We start from the raw sequence: 17,415 nt of genomic DNA, 5'->3' as shown, positions 1-17,415 counted from the left end.
CCGCCTTTTAGGTTTGCTCAAACAACTGGATCGCCTTTTCGACGATTCGATCTACCGATGGCAGCGCACGGTCCTCATAGACCCGGGAATTGGGGATGGGGTGGGGGTTGGCGGCTACGAACCCCATGGGTTTCCCCAGGCGCGCCAACAAACGGGCACACTCTCCACCGAATCCGTAGCCGTTAGTGCCTTCTTCAATGACCAGGACTCTCTCGGCTGACTGCAATTCACGAACCAGTGACATCTCGTCTAGAGGCCAGATCTGCTGCACCGGGACGACCTTGCAATAGACCTCTTCCTCCTGGGACAGCCTGTGCGCAGCCTGCACAGAAAACTCGACCATTGTGCCATAGCACACCAGGGCGACGTCAGGCTTCTCGGGGGCGACAGGCAAGGCATCCACGAAGCGCGCGTAAAGTATTTTCTGCTCGACAAACAGTACCGGCGTTTCCAGGGCAAACGCCTCGCGAAGCAATGCTCCCGGATCAGTGTATGAATTAACCGCCAGCACCGTAAGCCCTGGAACACCACAGAACATCTTTTCAAGGCTCTGGGAGTGGGTCGCCCCATACCCCCTGTACCCTCCCATGGGTGTGCGAATGACCAGGGGAACCTGCACCTGGTTGTTATAGACCCAAGGCAGCTTGGTCGCGTGATTAACAATCTGGTCCGCGCACAATGTCACGAAATCCCCAAACATGATCTCCACCACGGTCGGCAGCCCCCGCATAGCCCTGCCCGCGGCAATACCCACAATCGCGGCCTCACTAATGGGGGTGGTCAGCACCCGTTCGCCAAATCGCTTGCTCAGGCCGCGGCTAACCTTGAAGGCACCGCCGTATGGGTCAAGGATGTCCTCCCCCCAGAACATGATCCGATCATCGGCGGCCATCATTTCCGCTAAAGCCGAGTTCAGGCAGTCAATGACCCGTCGTTTACGGGGGAGGCCTCGGCCTGCGCCAGGGCCTCCCTGATAATCGTCTTGCATCGTTGCTCCAGGCGTAGGGGCGTATCCACCAGCCGTTCGTTAAGTCTCACAGGGTCTCGTTGCTGCAGTGCCGCCATCTGCTCGGGGCTGCGGGTATCATCACCTTTGCTGTGCGGTCCCAGCCGCACGGACCGGATGTGCCAGAAACAGGGAGAGCCACCGTTACGAATGCGTGATATCAAGTCACTGGCCGTGGCGTGCAAGGCCATAACCTCGGAGGTGTCCGAGTAAGCGCTTTCAAGGCCGAAGGCCTCTGCTCTTGCCTGTGCATTCCCTGAAAAGACCAGTTCCGAAGGCGTTGTCTGGGCTACCCCATTGTCCTCAAGCACAAACAGTACCGGTAGTTGCCACAAAGCTGCCAGATTAAGGCATTCGTACACAACGCCCTGGCCGAGGGTACCATCACCAAGGAAAACGACCGTCACCGCCCCTTCCGCCTTCCCGGCCATGGCCGTACCAAGCGCCAGCGGGACGATGCCACCCTGAACTCCATTGCTGTGAAAGCGGTGCCAGCAGATGTGCTGGCTGCCGCCACGCCCGGCACACACACCCAGTTCTCGTCCCATAATCTCAGCGAAAAGCTCCGCGACCTTACCGCAATAGGCGAGGAAATGGCCGTGACAGCGGTGGTTGCTCCAGACCGTATCGATGTTCCGGTCGAGCGCCTCCATGATGGCTACCGCGTTGGCCTCCTGCCCCAGACAGGTATGGGTGGTTCCAAACACCGCATTCTGGGAGAACAGATCCAGCAGCGTGGTTTCAAACTCCCGGATCAGACGCATCTGGAAATACAGACGTTCCGCCTGAGTGAGTGACAGTCCCAGATGGTCTGCATTGAACCGGTCACCACTAGTCATCAGTGGAGATCCAGTAAGGACCAAAGGGTGCCATGGGCCTGACAAGCGCCGGGGCTTGCGCATAATCCGGAACCGCATCCAAAAACGACCAGTCGTACCCCAGTGAATGATAAAGCTCGGGTAACCCTGTCTTGACAAACATGCACGCAGACAACCGCTGCTTCCAGCTTGGCCACGCCCGAAAGGTTTCCCCCTCGGTTTGATCCGGTGCGGACCGGTGCTGGTGCAGGCGACCTGAACCGAATATCGCTGCCAGTTCGTCTTCTGACGGCAGTCGGTCACCCTTGGAAATCACGGACACCAGGCGGGAGAAACTCCCACTGTCGCCGCAGACATCCTCCATGGCGAAGGTTGGGTAGCGATGCATCAGACGGGCGTCTTTTTCGAGCTCATACAGCGCTCCGACACTGGCCACGAATGCCATCACCTCCGGATCCGTCAGTGAAACCCCGAACTCCTTGCTGAATGGCCACAGGTCATCGAAATTTGACACAATAGTGTAGTGCAACTGCTGCCCGATATGCGGAACGAACTCCATGAGAAACCGGAACAACGCCGTGCGGGAATCCAGCCATGTCACCGGATGCCTGACAACGTTGGCCACCGGAATATGGGGAGCCTGATCGAAGAGAGCGGCATGCCTGGCCACCTGATAGCGATGGACGTTGCCAGAATAGCACTTGGCATTATCTCTTACGTTGGATCGAAGAAAGCCCTCAACGGACGTGGACTGGCGTTCAAACCATTCCCGGTGGATGCATTCAATCAGCTCGTCCCGCGAATACTCGCTGGACTCATAGTCGGTCAGGCTGTTGGTTCCATGCGAGCACTCAAAACCTTCCAGTTTTTCCAGACTTCTCGACAACCAACGGGACGCGGTGCATCCGCGAGTACAAACAACAAAAAAATTCATTTGTTCTCACTCTGTATAGAGATCAACGCGCCCACTGGAACCGCTCCATCAGCGATTCAGGCAAGCCATCGTTGACCCACTGAATCTGTGGCCTGGACAAGATATCCCGCCATTCATCGTTTCGACCCGAGCGAAAATAGTTGTGGTTCTTCCCATCGTGTTCGGGTGGCACCTCAATCTCATCGACATCGGAGACATTGTAAAACCGGTAAATTCGGCGGAAGAAAGCAACCCGGTCCGCTTTCATTTCGCTATGCTGGATCACCAGGAAGCGGGTATCCCCGCACCCCCTATCGGCGATATCAGTCCATCCGCGGACCCAGTCCACCAACATAGGGTATGTATGCTCAAGGTGATAAGCCAGCTTCCAGGCAAACGGTTGATTAAGGTAATCATCGGGTAAGCCATGGGCCCGAAAATAGGACGGGTTGCCGGCAACATGATTGTCGATAAAGTGAACCAACGAAACAACGACCTGGCGCGGATCGCGGACGTTGACAACAACCTTGTCGAGCGCAGCATTCAGAATCCTGACATTGAGCGCGTCCGGGTGTGCATGCGAGTAGGCCACTGCGCAGTCATCACGCATGCTGCCCAAAGCCACCGGGGAGAGTACCTCGTACTGATTCCAGACGCCGCCCGACACACGCCGGCAAACTGGCAGGTCCAGCGCATTCGCCAGGCCGTTTCGCAAGAAGGTGGTTGCCGCCTGGACCAAAGCCAAGATCAAAATCGGGCTTTCCGTTGGCCGCTTTGCCAGTCGTTTCATGGTCTGGTCTCAGCCCGTTTTCCTAATCCGATGCAACTATCCCTCCAAATATTAACCTGACCGGGGACGAAAAGTCCTATTGTGAAAACGAGATAGTCCTGTTGCAGGAGACCGGGCTAGCGCCGAAATCATCCCCACCAAGGTGCCACGTTGAGTAAGACTGAAAGCATCGAAACCGTGCCAGTCTAATCTCTGCTGGCCTCACCCCAGAATTCTTAGCGGTTTCACCCTGAAAAATCCCGCAAGGTACATATCGGCATTGGAGAACATGCTATGAAGCTATCCAGTGGCGCTGATGAGCGACTTTCCTTTGGGCTGAAGCTACTACAGCTATCAAGCCTGACAGGAGTCGTCATTTTTCGTATTATGACCGGGTTCCAAAAGGGGCTCTGCTTATCTTTTTGAGCATCTTAAGACCAGCAGCAACGCTCATCAACCCTCTCTACCTGTTAACAATGAGCCATTCTACCTGTTAACAACGAGCCATAGTCAAACCATGAAACGAGTTCTTGTCACCGGCGCTGGTGGTTATATTGGTAGCGTTCTAGTCCCCAAACTACTGGAAAATGGTTTCGCCGTGCGAGCCGTTGACCGTTTCTTTTTTGGCATAGATGTACTGACCGAGGCTCCACACCTTGAGATCATTCGGGAAGATTCCCGTCACTTGTCCGAAGAGCACTTCCGACACGTTGACGCTGTGATCGACCTGGTTGCCATATCGAACGACCCATCCGGGGAACTGTATGAGGCTGCCACCTGGCAGATCAACCACGCAGGGCGCGCGCGAACAGCTCGACTCGCCCGTGAGGCCGGAGTAGACCGGTATATACTCCCGTCCAGTTGCAGCATCTATGGCTTTCAAAGCCAGACCGTCGACGAATCCTCACCGACAAACCCACTGACCGTCTATGCCCGTGCAAATGAATGTGCCGAGCGTGATACCCTCAAGCTGGCAAGTGACCGGTTTGTGGTGACCGTACTGCGACAGGCCACAGTATTCGGCTTCAGTCCTAGAATGCGGTTTGACCTCGCTATTAACGGCATGACGTATGGCGCGTTTGCCAATCGCCGCTTGCCGCTGATGCGTGATGGCACCCAGTACCGGCCAATGGTTCATGTGCAAGACACGACCGATCTCATGCTGCTCCTGCTCGGCGCGGCCCCCAGACTGATCAACGGCGAAATTTTCAATGTGGGGAGCACTGACAACACCTACCAGCTTGGAAAACTTGGAAAAGAGATCGCCGCTACCGTCTCTGAGTTAATTGATGCTCCAGTTGATGTCGAGTGGTACGGCGAACCGGATTGCCGAAGCTACCAGGTCAGTTTTGGGAAGGTTGAAAAAACGCTGGGCTGGCATGCCCGCATGAATGCGGCACAAGGATGCCGTGAAATCGTGGAAAAGCTCAGTTCCGGTAAACTCAAGAGTACAGATCAGACCATCACGCTAAATTGGTATCAGGAACTCAGCCGATGGCACCAAATTATCAAAGACGTTGAAATGTATGGCGGTATTCTGGACATAGATCGAGAGGGAAAATGAAGGGGATCATTCTCGCAGGGGGCACAGGTAGCCGACTTCATCCGATTACCAAAAGCGTGTCCAAGCAGTTGCTGCCTATCTATGACAAGCCCATGATCTACTATCCCTTGTCGGTCCTGATGCTTGCCGGTATCAGGGACATTCTGATCATAACCACACCGGATGACCAGGCGGCATTTCAACGCTTGCTGGGCACAGGGGAACAATTCGGCCTGAACCTGACTTATGCGGAACAAGCCAGGCCGGCCGGCATTGCCCAGGCTTTCCAAATCGGAGCAGACTTCATTGGCAATTCTCCGGTCTGCCTGATCTTGGGCGACAATATTTTCTATGGTCAGGGGTTCTCTCCAAAACTTCTCAAAGCAGCGGCGCTTCAATCGGGAGCAACCATTTTCGGCTATCAGGTAAAGGATCCAGAGCGATTTGGTGTGGTCGAGTTTGATCAGGACCGAAAGGTCATCTCCCTGGAAGAAAAACCTGCAGTGCCAAAATCCCACTACGCCATCACGGGGCTCTACTTCTATGACAATGATGTTGTTGAGGTTGCCCGGGAAGTTGCACCGTCAATAAGGGGGGAACTGGAAATCACAGCAATCAACAAAGCCTACCTGGCCCAAAACGCCCTGACCATTGAGATTCTTGGCAGGGGATTCGCCTGGCTGGACACAGGTACGCATGAAAGCCTGCTGGAAGCTGCACAGTTTGTTGAAACCATAGAAAAGCGCCAGGGCTATAAGATCGCCTGCCTCGAAGAAATTGCCTTTCAGAAAAGCTGGATCACTCGGGAACAGTTGCTTGCCGCGGCCAGCAGTCTGGAGAACACTGTCTACGGACAATATCTAAAAGACCTGGCGGAAGAAGCATGATTACAGTAACCCGCCCGTTCATTCCCGATCGGCGCAGACTGCAGCACTATCTGGATAAGGCGTGCGATAGCGCGTGGCTGACCAACAATGGCCCGCTGGTAGCGGAACTAACCGAACGCCTGGAGGACTTTCTGGCGGTTCGAAACCTCCTGCTGGTCGCCAACGGCACCATCGCCCTGCAGGTGGCTTTCAAGGCCCTCGCCATCCAGGGCGAGGCTATCACTACACCGTTTACCTTCGTTGCTACGGCCAGCGCGCTGAAATGGCAAGGCATCACCCCCCGGTTTGCCGACATTGACCGACAATCCCTGACCCTGGACCCGTCCTGTGTTGCGGCTGCCATTTCTCCAAAGACCAGCGCTATTGTACCCGTTAACGTGTACGGCCTCCCTTGCCACCACAACAGACTCGAGCAAATTGCACGAGAATACCGGCTCAAGCTGATCTACGATGCCTCTCACACCTTTGGCGCCCGCCACGGTGGACGAAGCCTTATGGCGCTGGGCGACGCCGCAACAATGAGTTTCCATGCGACAAAGCTGTTCCACACCGTCGAAGGAGGAGCCATTACCTTCCGGGATCGCGATATCTTCGAACGAGCTCGGAAGAGCATCAACTTTGGTGACGCCACCCCAAACCGGAGCGACGTGGACGCCTTGGGCATCAACGGAAAAATGAGCGAAATCCACGCTGCCTTCGGCCTGGCCAACCTGGACGTTATTGATCAGATCATCCAGCGACGACAGGCCATCAACTTGGAATACCGCAGACTTCTGTCTCAGGACCTTGTTTTTTCGGTGCCCGAAGATCAAGACAATGTATCCTATTGCCCTGTCCTGCTTCCCTCTGAGGAGTGTACCAAAAACGTCATTGCGGCACTTGAGGCATCCAGTATCCACGCCAGGCGCTACTTCAGTCCGGCCCTTCACGAAACCCGTGAATTCGGTGACGGAAGCCAATGTCCAGTAGCCAGCGATGTCGCGCGGCGCATCCTTTGCCTGCCACTATATCCAGATCTGGAACTTGCTGAGGTCAAACGCATTTCCGAGATCGTAAAAGCGGCACTGAACTGAGCCTTCGAAACAGGTAAAAATGCGAGCTGCCGGGTCTTCCCTAAGGTTTGGAGCTGACCAAAAGGTCAGCCAAGCAGGCGGTCTATCCGACGCTTCAGGTTGGCCCCAAAAAACCGGACAGCCGCAAGCTGAAACCACTCCTTTAGACTGATTTCCCGCAAATGCTTTTCCAGAAGCTTCAACTTGAAGACCTTTGCTTCATCCTGATGCCCGATGCGCTTGTAATACTTATAGAGCCAGAAAAACGAGTTACTTTGTTCATCCAGCTTGTCCGATTCATGCAGAGGGGAAAAAATACCGCCCGGGTGCAACCGATACATAGAGGGCTTGATATCCTTAATATAGGCCGAGGCCCCATACTGCCCCAACATTGAAGCCAGAAATACATCGCCGAGATGAACCTTCTTAAGTTCTGGTGGGAACTCCTTCAGGACATTACGGAATAATACCGACTGTGTAACGGGACCCGCCCATCCACATCGTAACTCACGGGCGGAAAAGTCGCGTTTGTAATATTCAGGCAAGTGGGTCGTGGACAGGAGCTGCCCTTTCGTATCTATGGTGTGGATATCATGAGTCGTCAGCACAAAATCAGGATGGGCTTCCAGGAAACTCACCTGTTTTTCAAGCTTATCCGGATCAGTCCAGTAGTCGTCTCCCTCACACCGGGTAATGTAGTCCCCCACCATCTCCCCGTGCAGGTAATCCACATACGGACGCCTCCCCTGTGATCGCTGGTTCTCCTCCGGCAGTATTAACCGAATCAGGTTGGGGTAGCGCTCCTGGTAGGCGCGCAGAACAGCCCGCGTGTCGTCGGTGGAGCAATCGTCATAGCAAAAAATGCGATAGGGAAAGCTCGTTTTCTGAGCCAGGAATCCGTGAAGGGTTTGCTCAATGAAAGAGCCGTGATTGTATGCGATGCACGCGATCGAAACCTTAGGCGCGGCGCCTTCCGGCCACCGGCCGATGATGGTTCGCTCCTCCGGTATGCCGTCAAAATCCAAAGCCGCCACTCGTTCTGCCCCTCCTCCAGGACAAGGTCTAATGTTTAACGCACAGTAACCAGATGGCTCAGTTCAACAGGAAAAGGCCGGATAACATTCACTGAATGACTGTAAAGGACGACAAGTGAGCAAACAGATCCATACCATCCCACCAGGTTGAAAAGTCGAGCGCGGTCCCGACAGGAACAACACGCTCCATACCCCTTATCGGCGCAGTATTCATAAGGTTTAACAGCCGTTCCCGCTCAATGCCCCAGTAACCCAAGGTCTGGCAACGACTATCCAGAACCGTCAGTTCCTCCAGATCGTCGATATCCACCAGATAGCACAGCCCTTGCCCGGGGTGGTGGTTCAGTGCCTCCGGGATGGCGCCGGACAGAGGCAGGATGTTGAAGCTCCCCAGACGTACGGGAGCATCGCATGCTCCGGTTGCCTGTAACCATTGCGCGACCACCAGGTGTTCATTCTGCCGGCCTGATGGCCAGGTTTCACGATCAGCAAGCGCCCCAACAGCAGACCAGAGCGCTTCACGGTTTGCGGTCGAGCCAAGCCAGAACAGGATCCGTGGTGACGAACAGGCCATCTGGGAATAGCTTTGAATGTCCCGCCATAACCTTTCCGCCAGCGTGCTGAGATCGGCGGCGCTCAGGTGATCACCGTCAATAACCGCCGCAGAGTAGCGATCCGCGAATGGGATATCACGACAACGGGGCTTACATGGCAAACGCCGGATCGCCTGAACAGCGTCGTCGCCGCCCCAGATGATCCGTGCATCGGCACGCAGGCTGAGGAACGAGGCCGCCGGGTCATCGTGGGGAAAGGTCACGAACGCGTTCTGTTTCTTGATCGATTGATACTCCGGCCTCGCAAACTGTTCGTTCAATAACTCCAGAAGTATGTCGGTCACATCAGTGGACTGAGTGGAGAGACGCACGACATTGGCATTGCCCATCAGCAGCGAGCACACCCAACTGTAGACAAACAGAGTGTCCACGTTCGCCGGCGCGAAATGCATCACCAACCCCAGAGCACGTCGCACGACACCCGGCGAACCGGCATCAGATCTCTGTTCAAGCTGCTTTAGATGACTGTCCCGAAGCCAGAACCCCAGCGCCACCAACTCCGGGTGCTGCCTCGCCATCGGATGGCGCAGCAAAGCACCGGACAGATCCCGGCAAAAAGCCAGCCGGCCCGGATCAAAACATCCGGACAGGTTATTGTCGTCCAGCGTGTCCGGGTGCTGGCCAGCCAATAACATCAGTGCCATCACAGGCCTCCCTGATGGGTGTCACTGCACCCTCTCACCTCGGCCCGGGGCAAGCGCCCAAGAACCTGAAAGTAACGACCTTTACGCCCGCAGGGACAATCATCCTCGCCCAGAAGCACCCCACGGTCCTCAGTAAGCAGGCTGTGGCCGGGATAGCTGAATGGCAACACCGACAAGACCTGCAGCAAGCCAGGCTGGCCCACCGGCAAAGGGCCAAGGCCCTCTGTGCTTCGCACCACGACATCGGCAAACACCGGGGCATGGAGGTGACCCTGCTCGCATTCCACAAAAATGGACCCGACCTGTTCGGCCATGCCGTAGAAATTTGTCACCTGCTGCACGCCCAACGACCGCTGTGTCCGGTTTCTGAATTCATCGTGCCCGACTTTCTGGTCTTCCAGTTTCTTCCAGCCACCACTGTGCAGCAGGACGCCCTCGGCAAGCCCCAGGCTTCGTCCCTCCGCCTCCAATGCCAATATCAGGTGCAGCCAGACGATATAGGTGAAACCGAAAACCAGCACCGGCTGCCCGGCATATTTCTCCAGAAACCCGTCAATGGCCTCCCAGTCAGGCTGCATGGTTTCATCCAGGGCGTAGGTATGATCCCGGCCGAAGAAAGACAGGCCCTGAATCCCCGCCCCCCGGGCCGTGTATAGACTGCGATCCTTCAACACGGCCGGGCTGTCCACAATCAGCATGGGCAAACGGGCCTTGCCGACAACGCCCTGGAGAATCTTTACCAGTCCCTTGGACTGTAACTGGCTGGTCCGCCGATCCAGGAAGACGCGCGCAGGCGACTGCCCCGTCGTACCCGACGACTGAAGCGTTTTGAAGATCTCACCATCATCCACGCTTTTGAGCGACAGAAGCTTGAAGAGCCGTACCGCGAGATACGGAAGATCCTCAAGCCCGGAAGCAGGTTCCGAATCAAACCCCTGCCGCGCAACCCGTTCGTATTCCGGGCAGGCAGACCGATGATGCCGATCCAGCCAGGACAACAACGGTATGATCAGCGCTTGTTTGTCCGCCTGACTCAGAACATAGGGGTCGGCAGACCAGAGCGCCTCCAGGCCTCTGTCAAAAGTTTCCCCGTCTTCGAAAGTGGTATCACTCATCAAACAGACGCTCCACAGCCGGATAATCCGGTTTGCCATTGGCATGAGTCGGAAGGTCGGCAACCGTCAACACCGTCACGACGGAGGCATTCAACCCGAGGGTATTGGCCAGCCATGCCCTGTGCTCAGAGACATCTCCGATACCGTCAGCCACAAGCGCGACCTTCAGCCCTTCATCTGAGCCAACGGCGTAGGCCCTGTACCCGTTAGCGGAAAGAATCTGTTCCACATCGTCCAGAGCAATACGCTGACCGAACAGTTTGATGAAACGACGAATGCGCCCACTGACGTGGAAATCCCCTTCGTCATCAAACCAGGCCAGATCCCCGGTCGACAGCCAGGACATCCGCGGGAATTCAGCCAGGTCCGAAACAGACTCTGCGTATCCCAGCATCACGTTCGGCCCCCGATAGTACAATTCCCCTTCCTCGCCGGGTGTGCCGATGTCCGAGCCATCGTCGCGGCACAGCCGGAACTCGCCTTCCGGGATGGCGCACCCTATAGCGCCCGGCTTGATGTGAGCGTGATCATTGTAGGCCATCCGGGCGGTCGCTTCTGTCTGCCCGTACATGACAAAGAACTGCCGCCCCGTCTCCTGCGCCCACGACGCCAGGGTCTCGACCTTGTCCGCCGCCAGCCTGCCGCCAGCCTGGGTGCAGTACCGCAGGGAAGGCAGTTCCATGGACGTAAAACGCAGACGCAGAAGCATCTCCCAGGTGAAAGGGACACCGGCCAGGCTGGTGACGCCATGCTGTCGAAAACGGTCCCAGAAATCCCGGCTGATCACAGAATCCCTGTTGAGCACAATGCAGGCTCCGGATCGGAGATGACTGTTAACTATCGAAAGGCCATAGGAATACTGAAACGGCAGGGTCGTGATCGCCGTGTCCGTGGCGCGAATGGGCAGATAATCACAGATGGAAGCCGCATTGGCGTCGAGGTTGCCGAAGGACAGCGCCACCTGCTTGGGCGACCCGGTTGAACCGGAAGTCGACAACAGGACCGCCAGATTTTCAGCCAGCGTCAACTGGCGATCATGGCAATGCGTGACCAGCGCTTCACGGATCAACACATTGGGCTGATACAGTGATATCAGGGCTTCCAGATATTCCGCCGATAGTCCCTGGTCCACCAGCAGCGCACAGTGCCCGCCGCTGAGGGCTGCCAGGTATGCCACCACCGTGTCCAGGGTATTATCGGCCTGGATCAGGATGAGAGATTTCCAGCCTGGCAGTTCCGACTGGAGACGCAAAACCGCCTCATCGAGTTGCCGATAGGACAACGACCGCTGATCATCAATCAGTGCGGTGCGTGCGCCAAATGAGGAGAGGTTTTCAAAAAACATGCTGTCTCCTAAAGCCGCAAGCCACCGTCGACCGACAGGATCTGGCCCGTGGTATAAGAGGCCCGTGGAGAGAGCAGAAATATCACCATGTCGGCCACTTCGTCGGCTGTACCCGCTCGATTGAGGAGTGTGTGACCAAGCACCTGCTCCCGCCTTGCGTCCTCGTACCCTGCCGTCATGGCCGTATCAATAAACCCGGGCGCAACCGCGTTCACCCGTATATTGAAACTCGCCAGTTCCCGCGCCGCCGAACGCGTCAGCGAACTCACCGCGCCTTTACTCATGGCATAGGCGGCCTGGCCGGCGCTGCCCTGCTCGCCCACCTGGGATGCCAGATTGACAATACTGCCCGACCTGTGACGCATCATCAGCCTGCTGGCCAACTGCAGATGCAGGAAAGCGGCCAGACTGTTCACCTCGAACTGTTGCCGGACATCCGCCAGCCGGGTCATCGCCAGGGCGCCTTCCGCCATAACCCCGGCGCCGTTGACCAGCCCATCCATGCCATCAGACTGCAACTCCCGGAACGCTGACCTGACCGCACTTTCGTCCGTGACGTCGTAATTCATGACCTCTGCGCGTGATCCGAGTTCGGACGCCAAAGCATCCAGCCTCTCCTGCTGCCGGCCCGCCAGAATGACCGTGCCACCAGCCTGGTGGCATAACCTTGCCACAGCAGCACCGATGCCACCGGACGCACCGGTGATCAGGATTCGTTTATCCGACAGTTCCATCCCGAAATCAGTCAAACGTCACCCCGTATTTGCCGAGTATCTCTCTCGCCTTGGCAACACTGCTCATATCAATGATGTCATCGGTATCCATCATCACATCAAACCGGCTTTCCAGCTCCGCTACCAGTGTCATGTGAGCGATGGAGTCCCACTGCGGAATGCTGTTGTAAGCCAGAGTATCGGTCACCTGCTCCGCCGGAATGGCCAAAGCCGTGGCGAAACCATCGACGAGTACTTGCTGGTTGCTGCTCATTCGTTACCTTTTTAAATGACAATTCGCGATATCAGCGGCGCACGGGACGGCTCAGAAAGGCCTTGATGGGCGCCGACGACACCTCATAATCTTCAGGACCAAGCGCGATCCGGACCAGGCCGGACTGGTGCTCAACTTCACGATACCCCAGTTTCCGGTTGTAACGCAGTGCGGCCTCATTGTCCTCCTTGACGGTTGCCTGCAATTCGCTCGCCCCAAGCTGGCCAAAGCAGTAATCGTTCATCAGAAGCGTGGGCGCAAAGGCCAGGATATTGCCCCGATACGCAAGATCTGCAATGTAAAGCCCGGGCTCCACCCGACTGGCGGCATCCAGAGGCACTCCCTCGTCCACCGACTTGATAGAGGCCACACCAATGGGCTTGTCGCGATACAGGATAAGCCATTGTCGCTGACAGGGATCCGACTGCAGCCGGTCAAACCAGGCGCTTTGCTGCTCAGGGGAGATCGTCTCCTGCGACAGCATATGTTGCCGGGTTTCGGGATCGTTTCGCCAGTTTCTGATCATTTCCAGATCGTCCCGCGCGACATCGCGCAGCGTGACCTGATAGCCAGAAAGTGTGACGGGCGGCTTCACCTCCCGGTCAGTCATCAAAATACCCCCAGTCTGTGGGTGTTCCCCGGGTAACATCCTGACTCAGGCGCCGCCCCATCAGATCCTCGTAGTATCGCGGGGGCAGTCCGGCCCCTGGTCGAATACGGCGAACGTCGCCCTCCGTTATACGATGCCCGGCCTTGAGGTCCCGCACGAAATAGATGGAACGGCGAAAGCTCCGGTTACTGTCCTCGGCCGAGACTCTCTCGAACCCCGGCGTTCCAACCGCCAACCAGGCATCCCGCGTCTCGCGGCACAGGCGCTCCAGCTCCTCCGGCTCGATGGAAAACCCGCTGTCAGGGCTCTGATCCTCCCGACTGAGCATAAAGTGTTTCTCGATCAGACACGCGCCCAGCGCCACGGCTGCCACCGAAGCCGTGGTTCCCAGCGTGTGGTCGGACAGCCCTGGCACCACATCAAACCGCTTGCCCAACTCCGGGACCTGAGCCAGGTTCGCCTGTTCCATAGGAGCCGGGTAACTGCTGACACAGTGCAAAAGAACCAGTTGCTTGCAGCCAGCGCCTCTGGCCGTTGCCACTGCATCGGCAATCTCCTGCTCACTGGCCATACCGGTCGACATGATCATGGGCTTGCCGGTCCGCGCAACGTAGGCTACCAGAGGCAGGTCCGTAAGCTCGAATGAAGCGATTTTGTAGGCCGGAGCGTCAAGGTCTTCCAGCAGGTCAACAGCCGTCTCATCGAAAGGCGTTGAAAACACGGTGAGCCCCAACTGGCGGGCATGGTCGAACAGGGCCTGATGCCACTCGAAGGGCGTATGCGCCCACTGAAACAGGTCGTAAAGGCGATAGCCATCCCACAGCCCGCCTGTGATCCGGAATTCCGGCCGGTCGCTGTCGAGGGTCATGGTGTCGGCGGTGTAGGTCTGCAGTTTGATAGCATGGGCCCCGCGCCGCTTGGCTTCATCAATGGTGGCAAGCGCGCGTTCAAGAGAACCGTTGTGATTGGCTGACAGCTCGGCCACGATATAGGGCGGATGGCCCGGGCCAATGGCGACACCATCAATCGTTACCGTTTCCATCTCTTCGGCTCCTTGCTAAACAACTCAATCAAACCTCGCAGCATGTTCCGCCTCCCGGTGTTCCGCCATCATCCTGTCGGCAACACGGTCCGCACCCAGGCCGTCCACCGCAGCGGCTGCACGTTCGACCATCCTGAAATAACGCCCGGGATCCGCCTGCATGGAGTCCACAAAGCTCTTCACCGCCTGCGCAAGATCAGGCAGATCCGCCACCTCCGCAAGCCCCTGCTCGGTCATGGTCTGAAGCACACCTCGCTGATTATCAGCAATGGCCACAACCAGGGATGGCAGGCCCAGGCAACACCTTTCCCAGCTTGTGGCGCCCGCGGCACCAATCGCCAGGTCGGATAGCGCCATACGTTCGGCCATATTCGTCGCACCGACAGTCACTGTGGCCTTGAACGGCAACGCCCGAACCTGCTCATGCACAGCCGCCAGGCACGATGCCGAAGGCCCCATGACCACGTCCACCTGGGTATCGGCCGGCAACTGGCAGTCACCGAGAGCCGAAAGCACTTTCCCGGTGACATTATCGGGATCGGATCCCCCGAGGGTCACCAGTATTCGACCAACCCGAGCGGTCCGGCTCGCCGGCGGACGACGCTCGCGCCATTGCCTGAATTCATCCCGTAACAAGGCATACCGGGTTCCGGTCAGAGTGACACAGGCACCGGGAACCCACGCCGAGTAGCGTTCCGGCACGCGTCCGGGGTTCTGGTCCAATAGCAACTGGCAGTCATGATCCCGGTCGGCCAGATCATCAATAACCATCAGGCTACCGACTTCTGGCGCCAGAACGCGCTCCCACCGGGCATCCAGAGCGTAGTGATCAACCACCAGCCACCGGGGCGCCACCTCCGCCGCAATGGCACGGGTCTCTTCAGCATCCTGCAGCCAGGGCACTCCGAGCCAGGCAGCGTGAGGCGGGCCATCATAGTCAGAGTCTGAAGACCCCCCGGTTCCAAAGGGGGGCAACAACCAGAGATCATGCCCTCTGGCCCGGATCCAGTCCGCCATGTCGCCATCCTGTTCACGACACACAAACCCGCAATGCCAACCTTTCCGGACCAGTGCATCGGCCAGCGTCAGGCACCGCATCACGTGCCCGGTCCCCATGAGCCGCGAGGCATCGGCCCGGAATAGCACCTCCAGAGCCATCAGTCCCGGCGCTCCAGCGCCTGAAAGACCAGTTCCGCAGTGAGCCAGTCTTCTTCGGTATCGATATCCTGGACCCGGTATCGCGGGAGTACGATCGGAATACTGTGCTTGTCAAACATAGTCAGCCGGCTGAGCCAGGCGTCGGCTCGCCCCCAGTAAAACTGGCCAGCATCATGAAAGGCCTCTTCCAGGTCCTGGGACCGCTGACCGATCATCTCCGGGAACATTGGCGCAACGCCCTGCGCCCCCGGCATCACACTCAATGCCCTCTGCACAGGAAAGGGAAAGCTGGTTACCGAGAAAGCGAACTGTTTTTCCGGGGCACCTTTGAGTCTCTCGAGACCAGCCGACAGGCTCTCAGGCTGAAGAAGCGGGGCCGTGGCATACAGACAACAGACATAGTGGGGGCTCTCACCTGCCGCTATCACGGACTCCAGCGCGTGCCGGACGACAGGGGCTGTCCCCGCCCAGTCGTCCGCCAGCTCGGCAGGACGCAGAAACGGAACCTCGGCGCCATATTCCGTAGCGACGGACGCGATTTCCGGGTCATCCGTGCTAATGATGACCCGATCAAAACAACCGCTGGCCATGGCCGTCTCGATGGACCACGCCAGCATCGGCTTGCCACAAAAGGGGCGGATGTTTTTCCGGGGGATACGCTTGCTTCCGCCCCGGGCGGGAATAATCGCTATATTCAACTCAGACTCTCTGTCAGCGCGTGAATCACCTGTTCCTGTTCATCGGCAGACAGCTCTGGAAATAAAGGCAGCGTCAGCACTCGCTGGTAAAACGCTTCGGCGACGGGGAAATCCCCAACCTGGAACCCGAGGCGACGATAGTAAGGCTGCAGGTGTATCGGAATGTAATGAACATTCACGCCAATGCCCCGGGCTATCATCGCGTCATAAACCCGGGCCCGGTCATGCTCCATCAGCTCAACCGGATAAAGATGCCAGGCGCTTCGTGCATACACGGGCTCCCGAGGGAGACGCAGCGGCAAATGTTCCAGCGCTTCGGTATATCGCCGCGCCCGCTCAGCCCGGGCCTGAATGAAATGATCAACGCGATTCAGTTGGGAACGGCCCAGGGCCGCATGGAGATCGCTGAGGCGGTAGTTATAGCCCAGCGCCACCTGCTGATAGTACCAGGGACCTTCGGACTCGCCTTCCATCAGGTCGGTGTCACGGGTCACGCCATGGCTGGCATAAAGACGGGCCCGCCGGGCCAGTTCAGAATCCCGGGTGAGCACCGCCCCGCCCTCAGCCGAGGTGATTGATTTGACCGGATGAAAACTGAAGATCGTCGCATCCGACCAGGAACTGTCGCCCACAGCCCTGCCCTGATACTTCCCTCCCAGCGCGTGGCTGGCGTCCTCAATCAGGCGAATGCCGTCCGCGTGCGTCAGTTGCCTGATGGATTCCATATCACAGCTAAGCCCACCGTAGTGAACCACAACAAGGACTTTAGGAAGCGTCCCCTGCCGCCGGGCCTGGTCCAGCTTGGCAGCAAGCGCCTCCAGGCTGATGTTCCGGGTGACAGGGTCAATATCCACAAAGCCAACGTCCGCGCCGCAATACCGGGCGCAGTTGGCAGAAGCAACAAAAGAGTTTGTTGAGGTCCAGACCGTATCACCGGGCCCGACCCCCAAAGCCAGACAGGCAACATGCAAGGCCGAGGTTCCGCTATTGAGCGCCACGGCATAAGAGGCACCGGCATAGCCACACAAGGCCTGCTCAAAAAGGGGAACCTGTTCTCCCTGGGTCAGGAACTGGTTTTCCAGCACGTCCACCACGGCGTCAACGTCCGCCGATGAAACCTGATGACGACCGTAGGGAATCATTCCAGCTTCTCAGAACAGGGGCGTGAACGGTCTGATGA

18 protein-coding genes are annotated in these 17,415 nt (G+C 57.5%); 3 read left to right on the top strand and 15 right to left on the bottom strand.

All coding sequences use genetic code 11. The annotated features are described in order from the left end of the window. Positions 1-7 precede the first annotated feature (7 nt). From HNR38_RS15240 to HNR38_RS15225, 4 genes are all read right to left on the bottom strand, one after another. The gene (locus tag HNR38_RS15240; RefSeq protein ID WP_183705865.1) at positions 8-988 is read right to left on the bottom strand and encodes an alpha-ketoacid dehydrogenase subunit beta; all 981 of its coding nucleotides are present in this window, start codon (positions 986-988) and stop codon (positions 8-10) included. Next, positions 913-1,845 (bottom strand): thiamine pyrophosphate-dependent dehydrogenase E1 component subunit alpha, encoded by a 933-nt coding sequence (locus tag HNR38_RS15235; RefSeq protein ID WP_183705863.1) that lies wholly within the window; start codon positions 1,843-1,845, stop codon positions 913-915. Before HNR38_RS15235 ends, HNR38_RS15240 begins: the two co-directional genes overlap by 76 nt. Further along, positions 1,838-2,710 (bottom strand): hypothetical protein, encoded by an 873-nt coding sequence (locus HNR38_RS15230; RefSeq protein ID WP_183705861.1) that lies wholly within the window; start codon positions 2,708-2,710, stop codon positions 1,838-1,840. The genes HNR38_RS15235 and HNR38_RS15230 overlap by 8 nt, the downstream gene beginning before the upstream one ends. Positions 2,711-2,780: 70 nt before the next feature. Next, the gene (locus HNR38_RS15225) at positions 2,781-3,527 is read right to left on the bottom strand and encodes a sulfotransferase domain-containing protein (protein WP_183705859.1); all 747 of its coding nucleotides are present in this window, start codon (positions 3,525-3,527) and stop codon (positions 2,781-2,783) included. Positions 3,528-4,023: 496 nt separating this feature from the next. Between HNR38_RS15225 and HNR38_RS15220 the strand changes: the two genes are divergently transcribed. Genes HNR38_RS15220 through HNR38_RS15210 form a run of 3 tightly spaced genes read left to right on the top strand, consistent with a single transcriptional unit; the run spans position 4,024 to position 7,009 of the window. Further along, positions 4,024-5,070, top strand: a complete 1,047-nt coding sequence (locus HNR38_RS15220) for an NAD-dependent epimerase/dehydratase family protein (protein ID WP_183705857.1) — start codon at positions 4,024-4,026, stop codon at positions 5,068-5,070. After that, positions 5,067-5,936: a glucose-1-phosphate thymidylyltransferase RfbA gene (gene rfbA / locus HNR38_RS15215; RefSeq protein WP_183705855.1), complete on the top strand. Its 870-nt coding sequence runs from the start codon at positions 5,067-5,069 to the stop codon at positions 5,934-5,936. The genes HNR38_RS15220 and rfbA overlap by 4 nt, the downstream gene beginning before the upstream one ends. After that, positions 5,933-7,009 (top strand): DegT/DnrJ/EryC1/StrS family aminotransferase, encoded by a 1,077-nt coding sequence (locus HNR38_RS15210; RefSeq protein ID WP_183705853.1) that lies wholly within the window; start codon positions 5,933-5,935, stop codon positions 7,007-7,009. The genes rfbA and HNR38_RS15210 overlap by 4 nt, the downstream gene beginning before the upstream one ends. Before the next feature lie 65 nt (positions 7,010-7,074). Here HNR38_RS15210 and HNR38_RS15205 read toward each other — a convergent pair whose 3' ends face one another. The 11 genes from HNR38_RS15205 to pseC form a co-directional block, all read right to left on the bottom strand. Beyond that, positions 7,075-8,022: a glycosyltransferase gene (locus tag HNR38_RS15205; protein ID WP_183705851.1), complete on the bottom strand. Its 948-nt coding sequence runs from the start codon at positions 8,020-8,022 to the stop codon at positions 7,075-7,077. A gap of 88 nt (positions 8,023-8,110) precedes the next feature. Then, positions 8,111-9,280, bottom strand: a complete 1,170-nt coding sequence (locus HNR38_RS15200; RefSeq protein ID WP_183705849.1) for an acyl-CoA reductase — start codon at positions 9,278-9,280, stop codon at positions 8,111-8,113. Then, a complete protein-coding gene (locus HNR38_RS15195) occupies positions 9,280-10,395 on the bottom strand; it encodes a LuxE/PaaK family acyltransferase (RefSeq protein ID WP_221275853.1) in 1,116 nt (371 codons plus the stop codon). The genes HNR38_RS15200 and HNR38_RS15195 overlap by 1 nt, the downstream gene beginning before the upstream one ends. Further along, positions 10,388-11,740: an AMP-binding protein gene (locus tag HNR38_RS15190; RefSeq protein WP_183705847.1), complete on the bottom strand. Its 1,353-nt coding sequence runs from the start codon at positions 11,738-11,740 to the stop codon at positions 10,388-10,390. Before HNR38_RS15190 ends, HNR38_RS15195 begins: the two co-directional genes overlap by 8 nt. An 8-nt stretch (positions 11,741-11,748) precedes the next feature. Continuing rightward, positions 11,749-12,489 carry an SDR family NAD(P)-dependent oxidoreductase gene (locus tag HNR38_RS15185; protein WP_183705845.1) on the bottom strand — a complete coding sequence of 247 codons (741 nt, stop codon included), beginning with the start codon at positions 12,487-12,489 and terminating at the stop codon, positions 11,749-11,751. Beyond that, positions 12,482-12,727: an acyl carrier protein gene (locus HNR38_RS15180; RefSeq protein ID WP_221275852.1), complete on the bottom strand. Its 246-nt coding sequence runs from the start codon at positions 12,725-12,727 to the stop codon at positions 12,482-12,484. The genes HNR38_RS15185 and HNR38_RS15180 overlap by 8 nt, the downstream gene beginning before the upstream one ends. Positions 12,728-12,758: 31 nt before the next feature. Next, positions 12,759-13,337, bottom strand: coding sequence for a GNAT family N-acetyltransferase (locus HNR38_RS15175; RefSeq protein ID WP_183705843.1), 579 nt, complete (start codon positions 13,335-13,337; stop codon positions 12,759-12,761). Next, a complete protein-coding gene (gene pseI, locus HNR38_RS15170; protein WP_183705841.1) occupies positions 13,330-14,379 on the bottom strand; it encodes a pseudaminic acid synthase in 1,050 nt (349 codons plus the stop codon). The genes HNR38_RS15175 and pseI overlap by 8 nt, the downstream gene beginning before the upstream one ends. Positions 14,380-14,403: 24 nt before the next feature. Next, positions 14,404-15,537, bottom strand: a complete 1,134-nt coding sequence (gene pseG, locus HNR38_RS15165; RefSeq protein WP_246362739.1) for a UDP-2,4-diacetamido-2,4,6-trideoxy-beta-L-altropyranose hydrolase — start codon at positions 15,535-15,537, stop codon at positions 14,404-14,406. Then, positions 15,537-16,235: a pseudaminic acid cytidylyltransferase gene (gene pseF / locus HNR38_RS15160; protein ID WP_183705839.1), complete on the bottom strand. Its 699-nt coding sequence runs from the start codon at positions 16,233-16,235 to the stop codon at positions 15,537-15,539. Before pseF ends, pseG begins: the two co-directional genes overlap by 1 nt. After that, positions 16,232-17,377 carry a UDP-4-amino-4,6-dideoxy-N-acetyl-beta-L-altrosamine transaminase gene (pseC, locus tag HNR38_RS15155; RefSeq protein WP_183705836.1) on the bottom strand — a complete coding sequence of 382 codons (1,146 nt, stop codon included), beginning with the start codon at positions 17,375-17,377 and terminating at the stop codon, positions 16,232-16,234. Before pseC ends, pseF begins: the two co-directional genes overlap by 4 nt. Between the last annotated feature and the right edge of the window lie 38 nt (positions 17,378-17,415).

This window comes from Marinobacter oulmenensis (genome assembly GCF_014201735.1).
Classification (GTDB): domain Bacteria; phylum Pseudomonadota; class Gammaproteobacteria; order Pseudomonadales; family Oleiphilaceae; genus Marinobacter; species Marinobacter oulmenensis.
Note: the sequence above shows the minus strand (reverse complement) of the source record. Positions and strands in the feature narration are given on the sequence as shown.